General features: G+C 63.0%; 2 protein-coding genes. Both read left to right on the forward strand.

Going from position 1 to position 22804, the window contains the following annotated elements; all coding sequences use genetic code 11:
* The gene (locus tag ACIQU2_RS20390) at positions 1 to 10989 is read left to right on the forward strand and encodes an amino acid adenylation domain-containing protein (protein ID WP_403143602.1); all 10989 of its coding nucleotides are present in this window, start codon (positions 1 to 3) and stop codon (positions 10987 to 10989) included.
* On the forward strand, positions 10989 to 22751 hold the full coding sequence (locus ACIQU2_RS20395) for a non-ribosomal peptide synthase/polyketide synthase (RefSeq protein ID WP_403143603.1): 11763 nt from the start codon (positions 10989 to 10991) through the stop codon (positions 22749 to 22751). The genes ACIQU2_RS20390 and ACIQU2_RS20395 overlap by 1 nt, the downstream gene beginning before the upstream one ends.
* Positions 22752 to 22804 lie beyond the last annotated feature (53 nt).

Below are 22804 nucleotides of genomic sequence, written 5' to 3' on the forward strand. Positions count from 1 at the left end.
ATGAATGCTGAAGACTCCTTGAAACTTGCTCGCCGGTTTATCGGGTTGCCCCTGGAAAAGCGCCAGAGGTTCCTTGCGGCCTTGCAAAAGGAAGGCGTTGATTTCGCCCGGTTTCCCATTCCTGCCGACGCCTGCGCCGAGGATCGCCAGGCGTTGTCGTACGCCCAGCAGCGCATGTGGTTTCTCTGGCAGCTGGACCCGCAAAGCGGTGCGTACAACCTGCCGGCCGCGGTGCGTCTGACCGGGCGTTTGAACCTGTCAGCGCTGGAGCAAGCCTTTGCCAGCCTCGTTGCGCGCCACGAAACCCTGCGTACAGTGTTCCAAAGCCAGGTCGACGACACCTTGCTGCAAGTGCCGGCCAGCGCGCCGTTGGTCATCGATCAGGTGGATTTCAGCGCGTTACCGGCTGAGGAGCGCGAACGGGCAGTCGCCCAAGCGGCCGAGCAGCAATCCGTGCTGCCCTTCGATCTTTCGGTCGGCCCGCTGTTGCGCGTCACCTTGCTCAAACTCGCCGAGCAGGAACACGTCCTGCTGCTGACCCTGCACCACATCGTTTCCGACGGCTGGTCGATGAACGTGCTGATCGACGAGTTCATCCGCTGCTACGACGCTTTTGAGGCAGGCGCACAACCGCAACTCGCGCCATTGCCGATCCAGTACAGCGACTATGCGTTGTGGCAACGCCGCTGGCTGGAGGCGGGCGAACAGGCGCGTCAACTCGACTACTGGCAGGCGCAACTGGGCGACGAGCACCCGGTGCTGGAACTGCCCACCGATCATCCGCGCCCGGCGATGCCGAGCTATCGCGGCACCCGTTACGAGTTCGCGGTCGACGGTCAATTGGCCGAGCAACTGAGGGCCACGGCGCAGAAACTCCACATCACCCTGTTCATGCTGTTGCTCGGCGCCTTCAACGCGCTGCTGCATCGCTACACCGGGCAGACCGACATCCGCGTCGGCGTGCCGATCGCCAACCGCCACCGCGCCGAAATCGAAGGCCTGATCGGTTTCTTCGTCAACACCCAGGTCCTGCGCACTCAACTTGACGGTCAGACCCGTGTCGACGAGTTGCTGCAAGCGATCAAGGAAACCGCCCTCGGTGCCCAGGCCCATCAGGACTTGCCGTTCGAGCGCCTGGTCGAGGCGCTGAAACTGGAGCGCAGCCTCAGCCACACGCCGCTGTTCCAGGTGATGTACAACCACCAGCCGCAAGTCGCGGACATTTCTACGGTCAGCACCGCGTCCGGTCTGGCGCTGGGCGTGATCGAGTGGGAAGGGCGCACCACCCAGTTCGATCTGACCCTGGATACTTACGACCTCAACACCAATGAGAAGCGCGGCAAGCTGCACGCCGCGCTGACTTACGCCAACGACCTGTTCGACGCGGCGACCATCGCGCGCATGGCGCAGCACTGGACGCATTTGTTGCAGGGCATGGTCAGTGATTCGCAGCAGCGCATCAGTGATTTGCCGCTGCTGGAGAACGCCGAATATCAGCGGATCGTGCATGACTGGAACCGTGCTGACGAAAGCTTCCCGCAGGACCTGTGCATTCATGAGCTGATCAGCGAGCAAGTCGCCGCGAACCCGAATGCATTGGCGGTGACCTTTGCCACGAAGCAGATGACTTACTCCGAGCTCGATAATCAGGCCAATCGCCTGGCTAACAAGCTGATCGAGCTGGGCGTCGGCCCGGAAGTCCGGGTCGGCGTGGCGATGCAACGTTCCGACAACCTGTTGGTGGCGTTGCTGGCGGTACTCAAGGCCGGCGGCGCTTATGTGCCGTTGGACCCGGATTACCCGGCCGAACGCGTTGCCTACATGCTCGAAGACAGCCGCGCCCTGGTGCTGCTAACCGAGCAAGCTGTCGCCTCAACATTGACCGTCACCGCCGACACCCAAGTGTTGCTGATGGACGATAGGGCGTGGGCCACTTACCCAGGCAACGCACCGGCGACCCGCGTCACGCCGGATAACCTCGCCTACGTGATCTACACCTCCGGCTCCACCGGCAAACCCAAAGGCGTGGCCATCGCCCATCGCAACGTGCTCGCGTTGATCGACTGGTCTAAATCGGTTTATAGCCGTGAAGACATTCAAGGCGTGTTGGCCTCGACATCGGTGTGCTTCGACCTGTCGGTGTGGGAGCTGTTTGTCACGCTGGCCAACGGTGGCTCGGTGATCATCGCCCGCAATGCCCTGGAATTGCCGAATCTGCCGGCCCGTGATCAGGTGCGCCTGATCAACACCGTGCCGTCGGCGATCAATGCGTTGCAGCGCGACGGGCAGATCCCGCCGAGCGTGCGCATCATCAACCTCGCCGGCGAGCCGTTGAAGCAGAGCCTGGTGGAGGCGCTGTATCAGCAGTCGACCGTCGAGCATGTCTACGATTTGTACGGTCCGTCGGAAGACACCACCTATTCGACCTGGACCCGCCGCGAGGCCGCTGGCCGCGCGAACATAGGCCGGCCAGTCAAGCACACCGCCAGCTACTTGCTGGACGCTGACCTGCAACCGGTACCTCAAGGCGTGTCTGCCGAGCTGTTCCTGGCCGGCGCGGGCATCACCCGCGGTTACCTGGCACGTCCGGGCATGACCGCCGAAAAATACGTGCCGAACCCGTTCGCCAGCAATGGCGAACGCCTGTACCGCACTGGCGACCTGACTCGTTATCAGGCCGACGGCGCGTTGCAATACGTCGGTCGTATCGACCATCAGGTCAAGGTGCGTGGTTTCCGTATCGAACTCGGTGAAATCGAAGCGCGGCTGTTGCAGCAAGAGGCCGTGCGTGAATTGGCGGTGCTGGCTCAGGACGGCGTCAACGGTCAGCAACTGGTCGCCTATATCGTGCCGGCCGATCCAGCGTTACTGGACGACATCGACGCTCAAGCGACCCAGCGTGAAACCTTGAAAGCCGCGCTGCGCCAACACCTGCCGGACTATATGGTCCCGGCGTTTCTGCTGTTCCTCGAACAGCTGCCACTGACCCCCAACGGCAAACTCGACCGCAAGGCCCTGCCTGAGGTGGACGGCTCGCAGCAACAACGCGAACACGTCGCGCCGCGCACGGCGATGGAACAATCCCTCGCGGCGATTTGGCAGGACGTGTTGGCCATCGAAAATGTGGGTCTGGAAGACAACTTCTTCGAACTGGGCGGCGACTCCATCGTTTCCATGCAAGTGGTCAGCCGTGCGCGTCAGGCCGGCATCGTGTTGAGCCCCAAGGATCTGTTCCAGCACCAGACCATCCGCAGCTTGGCCCAGGCGGCCCGTAGCGGCGAGCAATCGTTGATCGATCAAGGTCCAGCGGTTGGCGCGGTGGCGTTGGCGCCGGTGCAACAGTGGTTCTTCGAGCAAGCGATCCCTGAGCGTCAGCACTGGAACCAGTCGCTGCTGCTGGTACCGCGCGAGGCGTTGAATGGTGATGCGCTGGATCGCGCTTTAGAGCAATTGCTGACCCATCACGACAGCTTGCGCCTGCGTTATGAACAGACCGCCGAAGGTTGGCAGCAAGCCTACGCCGCGCCGACCACTGAATCAGTGTTGTGGCAGCGTCAGGCGCAATCGGTCGCGGAACTCAACGCCCTGTGCGACGAAGCCCAGCGCAGTCTCGATTTGCAAAACGGCCCGCTGATGCGCGCGCTTCTGGTGACGATGGCCGACGCAACTCAGCGTTTGCTACTGGTCATTCACCATCTGGCGGTGGACGGTGTTTCCTGGCGCGTGCTGCTGGAAGACCTTCAGCAGTTTTACAACGGCGGAAGCGCGTCGTTGGTGAAAACCAGCACCTATCAACGCTGGGTCGCCCGTCTGCAAGCTCATCTTCCAGCCTCTGAAAACAGCCTCGGTCACTGGCAAACCCAACTGCGCGACGCAGCATCCGATCTGCCATGCGATCGCCCGAACGGCGCGCTGGAAAACCGCTTCGAACACAAACTCGAACTCAAACTCGACACCGAACAAACCCGCAAACTGCTGCAACAGGCCCCGGCGGCCTATCGCACCCAGGTCAACGACCTGTTGCTGACCGCCCTGGCGCGGGCGGTTTGCCGCTGGAGCGGGCAGGGCAGCACGCTGATTCAGCTTGAAGGTCATGGCCGCGAAGACCTGTTCGACGACATCGACCTGACCCGCACCGTCGGTTGGTTCACCAGCCTGTTCCCGCTCAATCTGATGCCGTCCAGCGATCTCGGCGCTTCGATCAAAACCATTAAAGAACAGCTGCGCGCCGTGCCGGACAAAGGCGTGGGCTACGGCGCGCTGCGTTACCTCGGCACCCCGGCGATTCGCACCGAATTGGCGGCGTTGCCGCAACCGCGCATCACCTTCAACTACCTGGGGCAGTTCGACCGTCAGTTCGACGACGCGGCGATGTTTGTGCCGTCCACCGAAGGCAACGGCATCGCGCAAGATCCATCGGCACCGCTGGGCAACTGGCTGACAGTCGAAGGTCAGGTCTACGGCGGCGAGTTGTCGCTGAGCTGGGGTTTCAGCCGCGAGATGTTCGACACCGCGACCATCCAGCGTCTGGCGGACGATTACGCGCTGGAACTCAATGCGTTGATCAATCACTGCTGCGCCGTTGAAGCGCCGCAAGCCACACCGTCAGACTTCCCTTTGGCGCGCATCAGTCAGGCGCAACTCGATGCAATGCCGGTTGCTGTTTCGACCCTCGAAGACCTTTATCCACTGTCGCCGATGCAGCAGGGCATGCTGTTCCACACCCTCTACGAACCCGAAGTCGGCGCCTACATCAGTCAGTTGCGCCTCGACATTCAGGGCCTCGATCCGCAGCGATTCGCTCAGGCCTGGCAAACCGCGCTGGAACGTCACGACATCCTGCGCAGCAGCTTCCACTGGCAAGGCCTCGACACCGCGCACCAGGCGATAGTCCGCCACGTCGCGTTGCCGCTTGAAGTGCTTGAAGCGACCGACACCGATGCGCTGGCCGACGCCGAGCGCGCCGAAGGTTTTGAGCTGGGCACCGCGCCGCTATTTCGCTTGAAGCTCGTCCGCACGGGCGCCAATGACTGGCACTTGATCTACACCAGCCACCACATTTTGATGGACGGCTGGAGCAACGCACAGTTGCTGGCCGAAGTGATCCAGCACTACGCCGCCGGGCAATCGCTGCCGGCACCGACCGGGCAGTACCGCGATTATCTGAGCTGGTTGCAGCAGCAATCGGCCACCGGGGGCGAGCAGTTCTGGAAAGCGGCATTGGCGCCGCTGGAAGCACCGACGTTACTGGCCGAAGCCTTGCGACCTCCGGTGGGCACTGAGGGTAGTGAGGAATACCGCGTCACCCTCGACAGCCGCGCGACCCAGCGTCTGGCCGAGTTCGCCCGTCAGCAGAAAGTCACCCTCAACACCTTGCTGCAAGCGGCCTGGAGTCTTTTGCTGCAGCGCTACACCGGTCAGGATTGCGTCGTTTTCGGCGCCACGGTCGCCGGGCGTTCGGCGCCGCTGCCGGGGATCGAAGAGCAGCTCGGCCTGTTCATCAACACGCTGCCGCTGGTGTGCGCGATGACGCCGGATCAAACCGTCAACCAATGGCTGGGCGAGTTGCAAGGGCTGAACCTGGCCATGCGCGAGTTCGAGCATGTGCCGCTTTACGACATTCAGGGTTGGGCGGGGCAGCAGGGGTCGGCGCTGTTCGACAGCCTGCTGGTGTTCGAAAACTTCCCGGTGGCCGAGGCGCTGAAGCAGGGCGCACCGGCCGGGTTGTCGTTTGGCAACCTGCACAACCACGAGCGCACGCACTATCCGCTGACCTTGGGCATCGAACTCGGCGAAGGCCTGAGCCTGGACTTCAGCTACGACGCGGCACGGTTCAGTGCGGCGCAGGTCGCTGAGTTGTCGGCCAATTTGCAGCATCTGCTGACGCAATTGGTTGCGCTGCCGGACGCGGCACTCGGTGCGCTGGAACTGCTCGATGTCGCTGGCAAAGCCGTTGTGCTCGCGGTCAGCCAACCGGCCACGGTTCAGTTATCCACAACGCTTTTGGTCCACGAACAAATCGCGGCTCAGGCTGCCGCCACCCCTCAAACATTGGCATTGCAGGTCGACGGTCAGTCCCTGAGCTATGGCCAGTTGAACGCTCAGGCCAACCGCCTGGCCCATCGCCTGATCGACAACGGTGCCGGCCCCGGCAAGCGCGTCGGTCTTGCGCTGAACCGTGGCCCGCAACTGATCGTCAGCCTGCTGGCGGTGCTCAAAACCGGCGCGGCCTATGTGCCGCTGGACCCGAAATACCCGGCTGAACGCCTGGCGTACATGATCGACGACAGCCATCTCGACGTGCTGCTGTGCGAGTCCGGTTTGCTGGAAAATGTGCCCGGCGTGCTACGTCTCAGCCTCGACGACAACGCCGGCTACTCCGACAGCAATCCGCCAAACCATGCGGTCGCCGAAGACCTGGCCTACGTCATCTACACCTCCGGTTCCACCGGCCAACCCAAAGGCGTGGCCATCGCCCATGCCGCGCTGCGCGAGTTCTGCCAGACCGCCGCCGACTATTCGGTACTGTCGGCGTCGGACCGCGTATTGCAGTTTGCGACCTTCAGTTTCGATGGTTTCGTCGAGCAATGCTTCCCGGCGTTGTGCGTCGGCGCGGCGTTAATTATGCGCGGCGACGATGTGTGGGATGCCGGCCGCCTCGCCGCCGAAATCGTCCAGCAGGGCGTGACCGTGGCGGACTTGCCGGCGGCTTATTGGTACTTGCTGGCCCGGGAATGTGCGAGCGGTGTGGTGCGCAATCTCGGTGAGTTGCGCCAGGTTCACGTCGGCGGCGAAGCGATGTCGGTCGAAGGTCTGCGCTTGTGGCATCAAGCAGGTTTGAGTCATGTGCGTTTGCTCAACACCTACGGCCCGACCGAGGCGACGGTGGTGTCCAGCGTTCATGAATGCCGTCTGATCGATGCCAGCGACGCGTTCGGCATCCCGATCGGTCGAGCCATCGCGGGTCGGGCGCTGTACGTGCTGGACGCTGCCGGTCAACTGCTGCCCAACGGTGGCGTTGGCGAATTGTGCATCGGTGCCCCGGCCAGCCTGGCTCAAAGCTACTTCGACCGCCCGGCGCTGACCGCTGAACGTTTCCTGCCAGACCCTTTCGCCCGTGAACCGGGCGCGCGGCTGTACCGCAGCGGCGACTTGGCGCGCTACAACGCTGACGGGAATCTGGAATACGTCGGCCGCATCGACCATCAAGTGAAGATTCGCGGTTTCCGCATTGAAATGGGCGAGATCGAAGCCTGCCTGCAAGCCCGTGAGGACGTGGGCGAAGCGGCGGTCATCGCTCAGGACGGCACGCAACTGGTGGCGTATATCGTGGCCAACGGCGCGGTGGTTTCAGAAACGGAATATCTGGATGGCCTAAAAGCCGTCTTGCGTCAGTCGCTGCCGGAATACATGGTGCCGAATCACCTGATCCTGCTGGCCAAACTGCCGCTCAACAACAACGGCAAACTCGATCGCAGAGCCTTGCCGCGCGCTGAAGCTGGCGATGCACAACGTGACTTCGTAGCCCCGGCCGAAGGGCTGGAAACGCAACTCGCGCAGATCTGGCAGGAAGTGTTGCAGGTCGAACGCGTGGGCCGTGACGACAACTTCTTCGAGCTGGGCGGGCACTCGTTGCTGGTGCTTCAGGTGATCTCTCGCGTGCGTCAGCAGTTGCAGCTCGAACTGTCTGTGAGCAGCCTGTTCTCCGCCGCCAATCTGGCGGAATTTTCCGAGCGTGCAGCACTGGCGAATGTCAGCGGCCAACCGGTCCTGCTACGTGCAACAGACGATCAGCCACAAATTCTGTCGTACGCCCAGCAGCGTCAATGGATTCTCTGGCAACTGGACCCACAAAGCTCGGCCTACAACATTCCCGCCGCGCTGCGCCTCAAGGGCTCGCTGAACCGCGAAGCCCTGCGCGAAGCCTTCACTCAATTGCAGGCCCGTCACCAGACCCTGCGCACAACCTTTGAGCAGGACGGCCAGCAGGCGCGTTCGGTGCTGCACGACAATCTGGCGCTGCAACTGGATGAGCGCACGCTCGATCAGTCGTCGATCGACAATGCCGTAGCCGAAGAAATCTCCCGGCCGTTCGACCTGCGCAACGGTCCGCTGTGGCGCGTGTTGCTGCTGCAAGTGAACACCGACGAACACGTGCTGGTGCTCACCGTGCACCACATCGCCGCCGATGGCTGGTCGATGCAGGTCATGGTCGATGAGTTCAGCGCGCTGTATCAGGCCGCCGTCGAAGGTAACGCCGCCAACCTCAACAGCCTGCCGGTGAACTACAGCGACTACGCCCGTTGGCAGCGTGACTGGCTGGAGGCCGGGGAGGGCGCACGCCAACTGACGTGGTGCAGCGAGCAACTGGCTGGCAGCCATACACCGCTTGAATTGCCGAGCGAACTGACCCGGCCGGCCCGTCGTACCGAGCGCGGCGCCAGTCTGGCGCTGAACGTTGACCGCGAATTGCTCGCCGGTTTGCGTCAACGTGCCCAGGAACAACAGGTGACGTTGTTCATGCTGTTGCTGGCGAGTTTCCAGACGTTGCTGCATCGCCAGAGCGGGCAGCCCCGCATCAGCGTCGGTGTGCCGAGTGCCGGTCGTTCGCGCCTGGAAACCGAAGGCCTGATCGGCTTCTTCATCAACACTCAAGTGCTGCGTGCGGAGATCGATGGGCAGCAGTCCTTCAGCACCTTGCTGCAACAGGTCAAGCGGGTTGCATTGGGAGCTCAAGCGAATCAGGACTTGCCATTCGAGCAATTGGTCGACGCCTTGCAGCCGGATCGCAGCCTCAATCACAGCCCATTGTTCCAGGTGCTCTACAACCATCAGCAGCAGTTGGGTGCGAGCGTCGAGCGCAGCGTCGCCGACTTGCAGGTTGAGCGTCTGCACTGGCAGCAACACACCACGCAATTCGATCTGGTGCTCGACACTCAAGAGCAGGGCGAAGCGCTGGATGCCAGCCTGACCTACGCCACGGATCTGTACGACGAGGCGTCGATGAACCGCCTCGCCGAGCAGTGGCTGAACCTGCTGCGAGCGGTGGTCGCCGATCCGCAGCAGCGCGTCGCCGAACTGCCGTTGCTGCAAGCGCCGCAATGCGATGCGTTGATCCAGCACTGGAACCCGACGTTCCAGGCGCAACCGCCGTCGCCAACCTTGCACCACTTGTTTGAAGCCCAGGCTGCCGAACGACCGAACGCAATCGCGCTGGCCTATGAAGGCGAGCAACTGACCTACGCCGCGCTCAACGCTCAGGCCAATCGACTGGCGCGCAAACTGCGCGAGCAGGGCGTCGGCCCGGAGGTGCGCGTCGGCATCGCCACCGAGCGAGCGATGCCGTTGGTGGTTGGGTTGCTGGCGATTCTCAAGGCCGGTGGCGCCTATGTGCCGCTCGATCCGCAATACCCGGCCGAGCGCCTGAGCTACATGATCGAAGACAGCGGCATCACGCTGCTGCTGACCCAACAACACCTGATCGATGGCTTGCCGGCCCGCGACGGCGTGCAAGTGCTGAGCCTGGAGTCGTTGCAACTGGATGCCTTCAGCGCCGACAACCTGCCAGCGCTGGCAATCCCGGACAACCTCGCCTACGTGATCTACACCTCCGGTTCCACTGGCCGGCCTAAAGGCGCATTGCTCAGTCATGGCAACGTCGGGCGTTTGCTCACGGCGACCGCTGCCGAGTTCAACTTCGGCCCGGATGATGTCTGGACGCTGTTCCATTCCTACGCCTTCGATTTCTCGGTGTGGGAACTGTTCGGTTCGCTGTGCACCGGCGGGCGCTTGGTGATCGTGCCGTATTACATCAGCCGCGAGCCGCAAGAATTCCACCGCTTGCTCTGTGATGAAGGCGTGACGGTGTTGAACCAGACCCCGACCGCGTTCCGCCAGTTGTTGCCGATTGCTTGCGCCAGCGAACGAAGCATGTCGCTGCGTCAGGTGATTTTCGGCGGTGAAACGTTGGAAGTCGCGAGCCTGCGTCCATGGTTCGAGCGCTTCGGCGACCAACAGCCAACCCTGGTCAACATGTACGGCATCACCGAAACCACGGTGCACGTGACCTACCGCGCCATCCGCCTGGCCGACCTCGACGGCAAGGCCCAAAGCCCGATTGGCCTGCCGATCCGCGACCTGCGCTGGTACCTGCTCGACAGCCAGTTGCAACCGGTGCCGGTGGGCGTGGCGGGCGAGTTGTACATCGCCGGCGCTGGTTTGGCCCGTGGTTATCACGGGCGTTTCGGCCTGACTGCCGAGCGCTTCGTGCCGAGCCCGTTCGATGCGTCGCAACGCCTCTATCGCAGCGGCGACCTGGCGCGTCAGCGTGCCGACGGCAGCATCGATTACCTTGGCCGGATCGACCAGCAAGTGAAGATCCGTGGCTTCCGCATCGAACTGGGTGAAATCGAAGCCGCGCTGCTGGCGCAACCGGGCGTGCGCCAAGCGGTGTTGAGCGTGCATTCGAGCGACGGCGGCGCGCAGCTGTGCGCCTACGTCGTGGCCGAGCACACCCCGCATGACCCGATCGCCTGGCGCGACAACCTGCGCGCCGCGCTCAAGGTTGAGCTGCCGGACTACATGGTGCCGAGCCACTGGTTGCTGCTGGATGCCTTGCCGCTGACCGGAAACGGCAAGCTCGACCGCAAGGCTTTGCCAGTGCCTGACGCGCAGGAATGGCAACGCCCGTTCGAAGCCCCCGAGGGCGACCTCGAACGGCAATTGGCAGACATCTGGGCCAGCGTGCTGGGCGTGGCGCAGATCGGCCGGCGCGACAACTTCTTTGAATTGGGCGGGCATTCGCTACTCGCCGCCCAGGCCAGTGCCCGCGTGGAACTGGAACTGGGCATCGAGCTGCCGCTACGCGCGCTGTTCGAATCCACCGACCTTCAGGCTTATGCCGCCATGGCCGGGCAACACGCCCCGGCTGACAACGATGCACGTCTTGATGCGCTTGAGTCGCTTCTCGACGAGATGGAGATCAACTGATGGAACACACCACTGCCCAGCGTATCGCCACCCGCTTCGCCGGCCTGCCTGCCGACAAGCGCCGCGAGTTTCTGCAACGCATGCAAGAGCAGGGCGTGAGCTTCGGTCAACTGCCGATTCCACCCGCTGCCGAGCCGCAAGCGACGTTTGAACTGTCGTATGCGCAGCAGCGCCAATGGTTTCTCTGGCAGCTTGATCCACAAGGCTCGGCGTACAACATTCCAGCCACCCTGCGTTTGCACGGGCCGCTGAATGTCGCGGCGTTGCAGCAGAGTTTTGACGTGCTGCTGGAGCGGCATCAGAGTTTGCGTAGCCGTTTCGTCGAGGATGACGGTCAGGTGATGCAGACACTGGCCGGGTTCACTTCGCTGCCGATCGAACAGATCGACCTGCGCGATGAACCTCAGGAGCAGCGTCTCGATCTGGCCATGAAAACGGTCGAGCAGGACATCGCCCGGCCGTTCGATCTGCAGCACGGTCCGCTGCTGCGGGTCAGCCTGTTGCAGCTCGACGCCGAAGACCATGTGCTGTTGCTGACCTTGCACCACATCGTCACCGATGGCTGGTCGATGGGTGTGTTGGTGGAGGAGTTTTCCCGGCTCTATGCCGCGCATTGCCAAGGGCAAAACGCAGCGCTGGAAGCGTTGCCAATCCAGTATTCCGATTACGCCCTGTGGCAGCGCCGCTGGATGGAAGCGGGCGAGCTGGAGCGTCAACTCAACTGGTGGCGCGAAACACTGGGCAGCGAACAACCGCTGCTGGAATTGCCGACTGATCGCCCACGCCCGGCACAACCGAGCCAGCGCGGTGCGCGTCTGGATTTCGCCCTCGATGCGACCTTGGCCAGCGGTTTGATGAGCCTGGCCAAACAGCGCGGCGTCACGCCGTTCATGCTGTTGCTGGCGAGTTTCCAGGCCTTGCTCTATCGCTACAGCGGTCAGTCCGACCTGCGCGTCGGCGTGCCGATTGCCAACCGCAATCGTGCGGAAACCCGTGGCCTGATCGGCTTCTTCGTCAACACCCAGGTGATGCGTGCTGAACTGGATGGACGTCTGCCATTCAGCCAGTTGCTCGACCAGACCCGCGCTGCTTCGCTGGATGCTCAGGATTATCAGGACTTGCCGTTCGAGCGTCTGGTGCAAGCCCTGCAAGGTGAACGCAGCCTCAGCCACAGCCCGCTGTTCCAGGTGATGTTCAACCACCAGCAAGCCAAACCTGCGGCGGTCAGCGGTTTGCTCGCAGGGTTGCGCGTCGAGGCGCTGAACGCCACGGCGCATACCACGCAATTCGATTTGCAACTGGACACGCAGGAAGAGGGCGACAAGCTGTTCGCAAGCCTGACGTACGCCACCGATTTGTTCGATGCTGAACGCATCGAGCATTTAGCGCGTCATTGGCGGAATTTGTTGGCCGGTGTGCTGGCGAACCCGCAGTGCCCGCTAGCCGAGTTGCCATTGCTGGAGGCCGACGAGCGTCTGCGCATCCTCGACGACCTCAACGACACAGCTCAAATCTATCCGGGCGAAGTCTGCGTGCAGCGGCATTTTGAAGCGCGCGCGATTGAAAACGGTGAGGCGACAGCGCTGGTGTTCCAGGGTCAGAGCCTGAGTTACGCCGAGCTGAATTTGCGTGCCAACCGTCTGGCCCACCATTTGCGCGCCCAGGGTGTCGGCCCGGAAGTGCTGGTGGGCATTGCCTGCGACCGCTCGTTTGAAATGGTCGTCGGCCTGTTGGCGATTCTCAAGGCCGGTGGCGCTTATGTGCCGCTGGACCCGGAGTACCCGATTGATCGCCTGAGCTACATGATCGAAGACAGCGGCATTTCGCTGTTGCTGACTCAGGAACATCTGCTGGCGCAACTCCCGACCCCGGACAACGTGCGCACCTTGTGCCTGTACAGCGAAGCCGATTGGCTGAGCGATCTGCCGGGCACCGATCTATCAAACCTCGCTGTCGCAGAAAACCTTGCTTACGTGATTTACACCTCCGGTTCCACCGGCGAACCCAAGGGCGCGGGCAACCGTCATGTGGCGCTGCACAACCGTCTGGAGTGGATGCAGGAGGCCTACAACCTGCTGCCGAGCGACCGCGTGCTGCAAAAGACGCCGTTCAGTTTCGACGTGTCGGTGTGGGAGTTTTTCTGGCCGCTGATGAAGGGCGCCACGCTGGTCATCGCCGCCCCCGGCGAGCACCGCGATCCGCAACGTCTGGCCGCGTTGATCGTCGAACAGGCGATCACCACGCTGCACTTTGTGCCGTCGATGCTCTCGGCGTTTATCGGTGCCGACGAGGCGCTGGCCTGCACCTCGCTGCAACGGATCATTTGCAGCGGTGAAGCGCTGCCGATGGAACTGCAACGCCAAACCTTGCGCAGTCTGCCGCAAGCGAATTTGTACAACCTGTATGGCCCGACCGAAGCGGCCATCGACGTGACCCACTGGACCTGCGTGGAAGAGGGCCGCGACAGCGTGCCGATCGGCCGGCCAATCGCCAACCTGCGCACCTGCATCCTCGACAGCGAACTGCAACCGTTGCCGCTGGGCGCGGTGGGTGAGTTGTACCTGGGCGGTGTCGGTCTGGCTCGCGGTTATCACCGCCGTGGCGCGCTGACTGCGGAACGTTTCGTGGTCGACCCGTTCGGCAGCGGCGAGCGCCTGTACCGCACCGGTGACCTGGCGCGCTATCGCGCTGATGGCGCCATCGACTACTGCGGGCGTATCGACCACCAAGTGAAGATTCGAGGTTTGCGCATCGAACTGGGCGAAATCGAAGCGCGTCTACAAGAACATGCCGACGTGCAGGAAGCGGTGGTGCTGGCCCTCGATGGCCCGAGCGGCAAGCAACTGGTTGCGTACATCGTGCCGCAAGATCGAGCCTTGGTCAGCGCCGATGCCGAGCAGCAAGGCGCGTGGCGTGAAACCCTGAAAAGCCATCTGCTGGCGAGCCTGCCGGACTACATGGTGCCGACGCAGACCGTGCTGATCGAACAAATGCCGCTGAGCCCCAACGGCAAACTCGACCGCAAACGTCTGCCGGCGCCGACCGCACAGGTCAGCCAACGCGCGTTCGAAGCGCCACGCAGCGAACACGAACAAGTGCTGGCGCAGATCTGGCAAGACGTGTTGGGCGTGGAGCAGGTCGGGCGTCAGGACAATTTCTTTGAACTGGGCGGCGACTCGATCATTTCGATTCAAGTGGTCAGCCGTGCCCGTCGTGCAGGCCTGAGCCTGCAACCGCGCGACCTGTTCCAGCAGCAAACCTTGCAAGCACTGGCTGCCGTGGTCAAAGAACAAGCGGCGCCGCTGGCGCAACAAGGGCCGGTGGACGGCGTGCAAACACTCACGCCGATCCAGCGCTGGTTCTTCGACGAGCCGATTCCGCAACGCGCGCACTGGAACCAGGCGGTGCTGCTGGTGCCGCGTGAAACCCTCGAATTGCCGCGGCTGCAAGCGGCGCTGCAACGTCTGCTCAAGCAGCACGATGCGCTGCGTTTGCGCTTCAGTCAGGTCGATGGCCAATGGTCGGCGCGTTATGTCGGGGCCGACAGCTGTGATGTGATCGACATGCTCTGGACCGCCCGCGTGGCCAGCGATGCCTCGCTGGAATCGGTGTGCGACGAAGCCCAGCGCAGCCTCAGTCTGCAAGACGGTCCGCTGCTGCGCGTGGCGTTGATCGCCCAGGCGGATGGCTCGCAGCGGTTGCTGTTGGTGATCCACCACTTGGCGGTGGACGGTGTTTCCTGGCGGGTGTTACTGGAAGATTTGCAGGCCGCTTACCAAGGGCAAGAGCTGCCACCGAAGACCAGCGCTTTCCAGGCTTGGGCCGACAAACTCGATGCCTATGCACGTTCCGAAACTGCCGCTAGCGAATTGAACTGGTGGCAGGCGCAACTGAGCGCTGCCAATGATTCGCTGCCAGCCGCCAACGCTCAAGCCAGTCAGGCCGGGTATCTGCGCCAGGGCGTCAGCATCGGCCTGGACCGCGAGCAGACCCGCCAGTTGCTGCAACAGGCGCCAGCGATCTACCGCACTCAAGTCAACGACCTGCTGCTGACCGCTCTGGCCCGCACCCTTAGCCGCTGGACCGGCGATGCATCGGCTCTGATTCAGCTCGAAGGCCATGGCCGCGAAGAACTGTTCGACGACATCGACCTGACCCGCACGGTTGGCTGGTTCTCCAGCCTGTTCCCGGTACGCCTGACGCCGACCGCAGACCTTTCGGGTTCGATCAAGGCGATCAAGCAGCAACTACGCGAAATCCCCGGCAAAGGCATGGGCTACGGCCTGTTGCGCTACATGGGCGATGCTGCGACCCAAGCGGCGTTGGCCGCGTTGCCGCAAGCACGCGTGACGTTCAACTACCTCGGGCAGTTCGACCAGAGTTTTGCCGAAGACGCACTGTTCACCCCAGCTCGGGAATCCAGCGGCGCCGCGCAATCAGCTGACGCACCGTTGCCGAACTGGCTGTCGGTGGACGGTCAGGTCTATGGCGGTGAACTGAAACTCGACTGGACCTTCAGCCGCGAGTGCTTTGACCAGCGTGAAATCGAAGCGCTGGCCGCGGATTTCCGCAGTGAGTTGCTGGCGCTGATCGCTCATTGCCTGAGCGATGGCGCGGGCGGCGTGACCCCGGCGGACTTCCCGTTGGCGCGTCTGACTCAGGCGCAACTCGACGGTCTGCCGGTGTCACCGGCGCAGATCGAGGACCTGTATCCGCTGTCGCCGATGCAGGCCGGTTTGCTGTTCCACAGCCTGTACGAGTCGGAGTCCGGCGCCTACGTGAACCAACTCAGCGTCGAAGCCCGTGGCCTCGATGCCGAACGGCTGGGCCGCGCGTGGCAAGCGGTGCTCGACACCCATCCGATCCTGCGCAGCAGTTTCCACTTCCCCGACGGCTTCGAAGCGCCGGTGCAGTTGGTGCATCGTCATCTGCAATTGCCGATGACCTGCCTCGACTGGCGCAGCCGCAACGATCAGGCCGAAGCGTTGGTGCAGCTGATCGACAGCGAACGCTTGCAGCTCGACTCGACCCGGGCGCCGTTGATGCGTTTGACCCTGGTGCGACTCGACGATGAGCGTCAGCAACTGATCTACACCCACCATCACTTGTTGCTCGATGGCTGGAGTAACTCACTGCTGTTGAGCGAAGTCCTGCAGCGTTATGCCGGGCAGGACGTGCAGGCACCGACCGGGCGTTTTGCCGATTACATTGGCTGGCTGCAACGTCAGGATGCTCATGCCGATGAGATCTTCTGGCGCGAGCAACTGGCGGTCCTCGACAACCCAACCCTACTGGCCCAGAGCCTGGCCCATGGCGACAGTAAAAACCTGTCGACGGCGGAATTCGCCGACCACCGTCAGACCTTCGATATCGCCACCAGCAAACGCTTCAGCGAGTTTGCCCGTCAGCAAAAGGTCACCCTCAACACCTTGGTCCAAGGTGCCTGGGCACTCTTGCTGCAACGCTACAGCGGTCAACGCAGCGTGGCGTTTGGCGCCACGGTGGCGGGGCGGCCGGTGGACTTGCCGGGGGCTGAAAGTCAACTCGGCCTGTTCATCAACACCTTGCCGGTGATCATCAGCCCGGACGCCGTTGAAAGCGTCGGCCAGTGGCTGACCCGCTTGCAGGCGCAGAACCTGGAACTGCGTGAGCATGAATTCACCGCATTGGGTGACATTCAGCGTTGGGCCGGGCGCGCCGGTGAGCCGCTGTTCGACAGCCTGCTGGTGTTCGAAAACTTCCCGGTGGCCAAAGCGCTGCAACAAGGTGCGCCGGCCGGGTTGAGTTTCTCCATCCCGCAGAACCATGAACGCACCAACTTCCCGCTGACACTGGCGGCCACTGCCGAAAGCCTGCTCAGCCTGAACTGGAGCTACCAGTGCGCCCACTTCAGCGCCGACGCCATCGCCCGCATGAGCGAGCATTTGGCCGCGCTGCTGGCGGCGATGGTCGCCGCGCCGCAGGCTGCATTGAGTGAACTGGACCTGCTGACCGCGCCGGAGCGCGCGCAACAATTGGTCGAGTGGAATCCCGCATTCACCGCGACGGAAAACCCGCTCTGCGTGCATCAGTTGATCGAGGCTCAGGCCGTTGCTCGCCCGGACGCCACGGCGCTGATCTTCAACGACCTGGAACTGAGCTTCGACCAACTCAACCGCCGCGCCAACCAATTGGCCCACCGCTTGCGCGCACTGGGCATCGGCCCGGAAGTGCGGGTCGGCCTCGCGATGCAGCGTTCGCCGGAAATGATCATTGGCTTGCTGGCGATCCTTAAGGCCGGCGGCGCCTACGTGCCGCTGGACCCGGCGTATCCGGCCGAGCGCCTGCATTATTTGATGGAAGACAGCGGCATTTCGCTGCTGATCAGCCAATCGTGGCTGCGAGAAAAACTGCCACTGCCGGAAGGCTTATCGGTGCTGGAAATCGACCGCGAGCCGCTGGAATTCATGGCGGACACCAACCCGGTCAACCTCACCTGCGGCGAAAACCTCGCGTACCTGATTTACACCTCGGGCTCCACCGGACGACCGAAAGGCGTCAGCGTGGCCCTTGGTCCGCTGGCCATGCATTGCCTGTCGATCGGCGAGTTGTACGGCATGACCCCGGACGATCGCGAGCTGCAATTTGCCTCGATCAGCTTCGACGGCGCCCACGAGCGTTGGCTGACGCCGCTGGTGTTCGGTTCGGCAGTGATGCCCCGCGACGACGAGTTGTGGAGCGTGGAGCGCACCTGCGCCGAGATCGAAAAGCACGGCATCACCATCGCCTGCTTCACCCCGAGCTACCTGGCGCAGATCGCCGATTTCATGGGCGAAGCGGGGCGTGATCTGCCGATCCGCTCTTACACCCCGTGCGGCGAAGGCATGGCTAAACATGCGTTCGATGAAGTCCAGCAGGTGCTGCAACCGAAGCGCCTGATCAACGGCTACGGCCCGACCGAAACGGTGATCACGCCGCTGATCTGGCTGGCGTACCCGGACACCGAATTCGACTCGGCGTTCATGCCCATTGGCCGGCCGGTCGGTAACCGCAGCGCCTATATTCTGGATGGCGGTTTGCAGCCATTGCCGGTTGGCGTGGCGGGCGAGTTGTACCTGGGCGGCGAGGGCGTCGCGCGGGGTTACCATCAACGTCCGGACCTGACGGCTGAACGCTTTGTGCCGGATCCGTTCGTGCCGGGCGCACGTTTGTACCGCAGTGGCGACCTCGCGCGGTTCCGTGCCGACGGTGTCGTTGAATACCTCGGTCGTATCGACCAGCAAGTGAAGATTCGCGGGTTCCGTATCGAGCTCGGTGAAATCGAAGCCTGCCTGCTGGAACACGAAGGCGTGCGTGAAGCCTTCGTGATCGATCGCGATGGGCCGGTGAGCCGCCAGTTGGTTGGCTACGTGGTGCCCCGCGACCCGCTCGCCGACGAGCACGATTTGCGTGAAGCGCTGACCCTGCACCTGCGCAGCCGTCTGCCGGCGCACATGCTGCCGGCGCATTTGATGTGCCTGGCCGCGTTGCCGCTGACGCCGAACGGCAAGCTTGATCGCCAAGGCCTGCCAGCGCCTGAAGCCACTCGGCAGAACCACGATCAAGTGGCTGCCGCGTCGCCGGCCGAAGCGTTGCTGGTGGAGATCTGGCAGCAACTGCTGGGGCTGGAGTCGGTGGGCGTCACCGAGAACTTCTTCGAGCTCGGCGGTGACTCGATCATCTCGCTGCAAGCGGTGAGTCGTGCCGGGCAGCGCGGGCTGGTGTTCAGTCCGAAGCAACTGTTCGAGCAGCAGACCATTCGGGCACTCGCTGCGGTAGCGACCAGCCGCGAAGCGGCGTTGGTTGAAGCGCCGAAAGTCCCTGCTTTTGCGTTGGTGCCGCACATCGACATCGCCGCCCGTGAAGGGCTGCAAGATCTCTATCCGCTGTCGCCGATGCAGCAAGGCATGCTGTTCCATTGCCTCGATTCACCGGAGCTGAACCCCTACGTCAACCAGTTGAGCGTAGCGGTGGACGGTTTGCAGGTGCCGCGTTTCCGCGCGGCGTGGCAGACGCTGGTCCAGCGGCATGAAGTGCTGCGCGCGGCGTTCCGCTGGCGTGATGGCTTGGCCGATCCGCTGCAAGCGGTGTTCGCCGACGTCGAGTTGCCGATCGAAGAGCTCGATTGGCGTGACCGCAGCGACACCGAGCAGGCGCTGAGCGAACTGGCGGCTGCGGAACAGGCCAAAGGCTTCGACCTGAGCTGCCCGCCGTTGATGCGTTTCATCCTGGTGCACCTGGGTGATGACCGTTACCAGATGATCTGGATCTACCATCACCTGTTGCTGGATGGCTGGAGCGCCTCGCGCCTGTTGGGCGACATGTTGCGCCTGTACCACAACGACAGCCTGCCGACCCTGACCGGTCGTTACGCCGACTACATCGCCTGGCTGCAACGTCAGGATGGTGCGCAGGCGCAAGGGTTCTGGCGCGAGCGCCTGGCGTTGCTCGAGGAACCGACCATTCTGGCCAAGGCTTCCGGTGCGACAGGCTCCGGTCACGGCGTGATGTACAGCAACCTCGACGCCGAAGCGACGCGCAAACTGCACAGCTTCGCCAAGCGTCAGCGCGTGACCCTCAACACACTGGTGCAAGGCGCGTGGCTGTTGCTGCTGCAACGCCACAGCGGCCAGCGCAGTGTCGCGTTCGGCGCCACGGTGGCGGGGCGTCCGACCGGGTTGGCCGGCGCGCAGGACATGCTCGGCCTGTTCATCAATACCTTGCCGGTCATTCAGACGCTTGATCCGCAACAACCGTTGGGCGAGTGGCTGCGCGACTTGCAGGATTACAACCTGATGGTGCGCGACTACGAGCACACGCCGTTGTCGGACATTCAACGCTGGGCCGGGCAGGGTGGTCAGGGCTTGTTCGACAGCATCATCGTATTCGAAAACCATCCGGTGGACCGCGCCTTGAAAGGGGGCGAGGAAGGTGAGCTGCGCTTTGCCGAAGTCGGCAGTGGCGGGGTGACCAACTTCCCGATGGACTTGATGGTCAGCGCCAACGAAGAAGGCCTGGAAGTCGAATACCTGTTCCTGCGTGATCGCTTCAGTGAAGTGGAAGTTGAGCGGATTCGTGCGCAGCTCGAAGGTTTGTTGCGTGCGTTGCCGGAGGATGCCACGCGTCTGCTTGGCAACATTGGCTTGCCTGAAGCACTGATCAGCCTGCCGCAAGTTTCTGAAGGCAACGCCGATTTGCTGCACGCGTTCAATCAGCATGTACGCACGCAACCGGAGAAAATCGCCTTGATCTGCGAGGATCGGGAAGTCAGTTATGCCGAGCTTGAGGCACAGGCCAATGGGTTGGCGCAGCAACTGATCGGTCGCGGCATCGGGCCGGAAAGTCTGGTGGCGGTGGCGTTGCCGCGTTCCGAACGCACCATCGTTGCGTTCCTCGCGGTGCTTAAAGCAGGGGCGGCGTATCTGCCTTTGGACCTCGCGTACCCGGCTGAGCGGCTGGCTTATATGTTGAGCGATTCGGCGGCCAGCCTGTTGCTTTGCGACAGTGATCTGGGCGAACGGCTGACCCTGGCCGACAGTCCACCGCGTCTGCTGCTCGATCAGTTGGCCGTTGCTGGCAACACCGAATGCCCGGTTTCCCAACCGCTGCCGGGGCATCTGTCGTACCTGATTTACACCTCCGGTTCCACCGGCCAGCCTAAAGGTGTGGCGGTGGCGCGTGGACCGATTGCCCGGCATTGCCGCGGCATCATCGAGCTCTACGAACTGGCGCCGCGCAGCCGCGAATTGCACTTTATGTCGTTCGCCTTCGACGGTGCTCAGGAGCGCTGGCTGAGCGTGCTGTTGGCTGGCGGCAGCCTGGTGATCCGCGATGACAGTTTGTGGACGCCGGAGCAAACCCTGGAAGTGTTGCAGCGTCACGCCGTCACCGTGGCCTGCTTCCCGCCGGCGTACCTGCAACAGATGGCCGAGGTGGCTGAACGTCTGGGCAATCCACCGGCGGTCGAGGTGTATTGCTTTGGCGGTGATGCGGTGCCGGAGGCCAGTTTCGAGCAGGTCAAACGGGCGCTGCGTCCGCAGCGTCTGGTCAACGGTTACGGCCCGACCGAAACCGTGGTCACGCCGCTGCTGTGGCGTGCCGAGGTCAGCGAAACCTGCGACGCGGCGTATGCGCCGATTGGTCGTGGTGTGGCCGGGCGTGGGTTGTACGTGCTGGATGCTGACCTCAATCCGTTGCCGGTCGGTGTCAGCGGCGAGTTATACCTGGGCGGCGAATGCCTGGCGCGCGGTTACCACCAGCGTCCCGGCATGAGCGCCGAGCGTTTCATCCCCGATCCGTTCGAGGCCGGTGGCCGCATGTACCGTACCGGCGACCTGGTGCGCCAACGTGAATGCGGGTTGATCGACTACCTGGGGCGACTCGACCAGCAAGTGAAGATCCGTGGTTTCCGTATCGAACTGGGCGAAATCGAAGCCCGTCTGCGCGACTGCGCCGGGGTGCAGGATGCCGCCGTGGTGGTGCACGACACGCCGACCGGCAAGCAATTGGTGGGTTATGTGGTGGCGGCCGGTGCAGTCGGGCTGGACCGTCGCTTGAAGTCTGAACTGCAAGCGCAACTGCCGGACTACATGGTGCCGGCGCGAATCTTGGTGCTGGAGCGTTTCCCGCTGTCAGCCAACGGCAAGCTCGACCGTCGCGCGCTGCCTACACCTGAATGGGCGCTCGGCGGTTATCGTGCGCCGCGCAACGCGCTGGAGCAGGCGCTGACCGCGATCTGGCAAGACGTGCTCGGCGTGCCGCAAGTGGGCATCGACGATAACTTCTTCGAACTGGGCGGCGACTCGTTGCAGGTGCTCAAAGTCATTTCGCGGGTAAGCAGTCAGCCGCAACTGGGCTTTGAATTGAAGCTGCGGGATCTGATGCAGAAGCCGTGCATCGCCGAACTCAGTGGCTATCAGGCTGCCGAACCGGCGTCTGCGCCGGACCCGTTGCTGGCGCTCAATGCGCGAATCCCGAACGTGCCGGCGCTGTTCTGCCTGCACGCCGGTTTCGGCACGGTGTTCGACTACGAACCGCTGGCCCGTCGACTGGAAGGCCGGCGCACGGTGTACGGCCTGCAATGCCGGATGCTGCTTGACCCGCAATGGCAGGACGAGTCACTGCTGGCCATGGCTCAAGCCTATGCGCAACGGATTCGCAGTCAGCAGGCCAAGGGGCCGTATTACTTGCTGGGCTGGTCGTTGGGCGGAGCGTTGACGCAACTGGTTGCTCACGAACTGGAAACCCAGGGTGAGACGGTCGCGTTTGCCGGGCTGGTCGACAGCTACGTGGCGGGCACCGCAGAAGCGGGGGACTGGCGCGAGGACCTGGGCGACTTCCTGAAATTTGTGCTCGGTCTGCCGGCCGATGAGGCTCAAGCGCTGACTGCGCTGAAAGCCGCTGACTTGAATGAGCGCGAAGGTTCCACGGCGGTGATCGAGGCGGCCATGCACGGTTCCAATGAACAAGCTGCGTTGGGCGTGGGGGAACTCACGCAGATCTTCGCCACCGGCTCACGCCTCAAGCAACTGGCGCTGGCGCATCGGCAACTGCCGGCGATTCAGATTAAGGCGCATCGCTGGTGGGTGGCCGAACGCGACGATGAACGTCGGGTGTTTGAGGCCCAGGTCGGTAGCCATGGTGTAGATCGCTTGTTGGCGGGCGGGCACTACGAACTGCTGCGCGGTGATGAGTTGCTGGATGAGCTTGAAGACCTGTTGGAACGCCGATTGGCAATCGCATAAACGGGAGCACCACGGTCCCCTGTAGGAGCTGTCGAGTGAAACGAGGCTGCGAT

It is taken from the genome of Pseudomonas sp. NPDC098740 (assembly GCF_044760065.1).
Lineage (GTDB): Bacteria > Pseudomonadota > Gammaproteobacteria > Pseudomonadales > Pseudomonadaceae > Aquipseudomonas > Aquipseudomonas rossensis.

Excerpts from the sequence above, each read along its gene's own strand:
- ACIQU2_RS20390 (WP_403143602.1), top strand. The coding sequence starts at position 1 with ATGAATGCTGAAGACTCCTTGAAACTTGCTCGCCGGTTTATCGGGTTG.
- ACIQU2_RS20395 (WP_403143603.1), top strand. The coding sequence starts at position 10,989 with ATGGAACACACCACTGCCCAGCGTATCGCCACCCGCTTCGCCGGCCTG.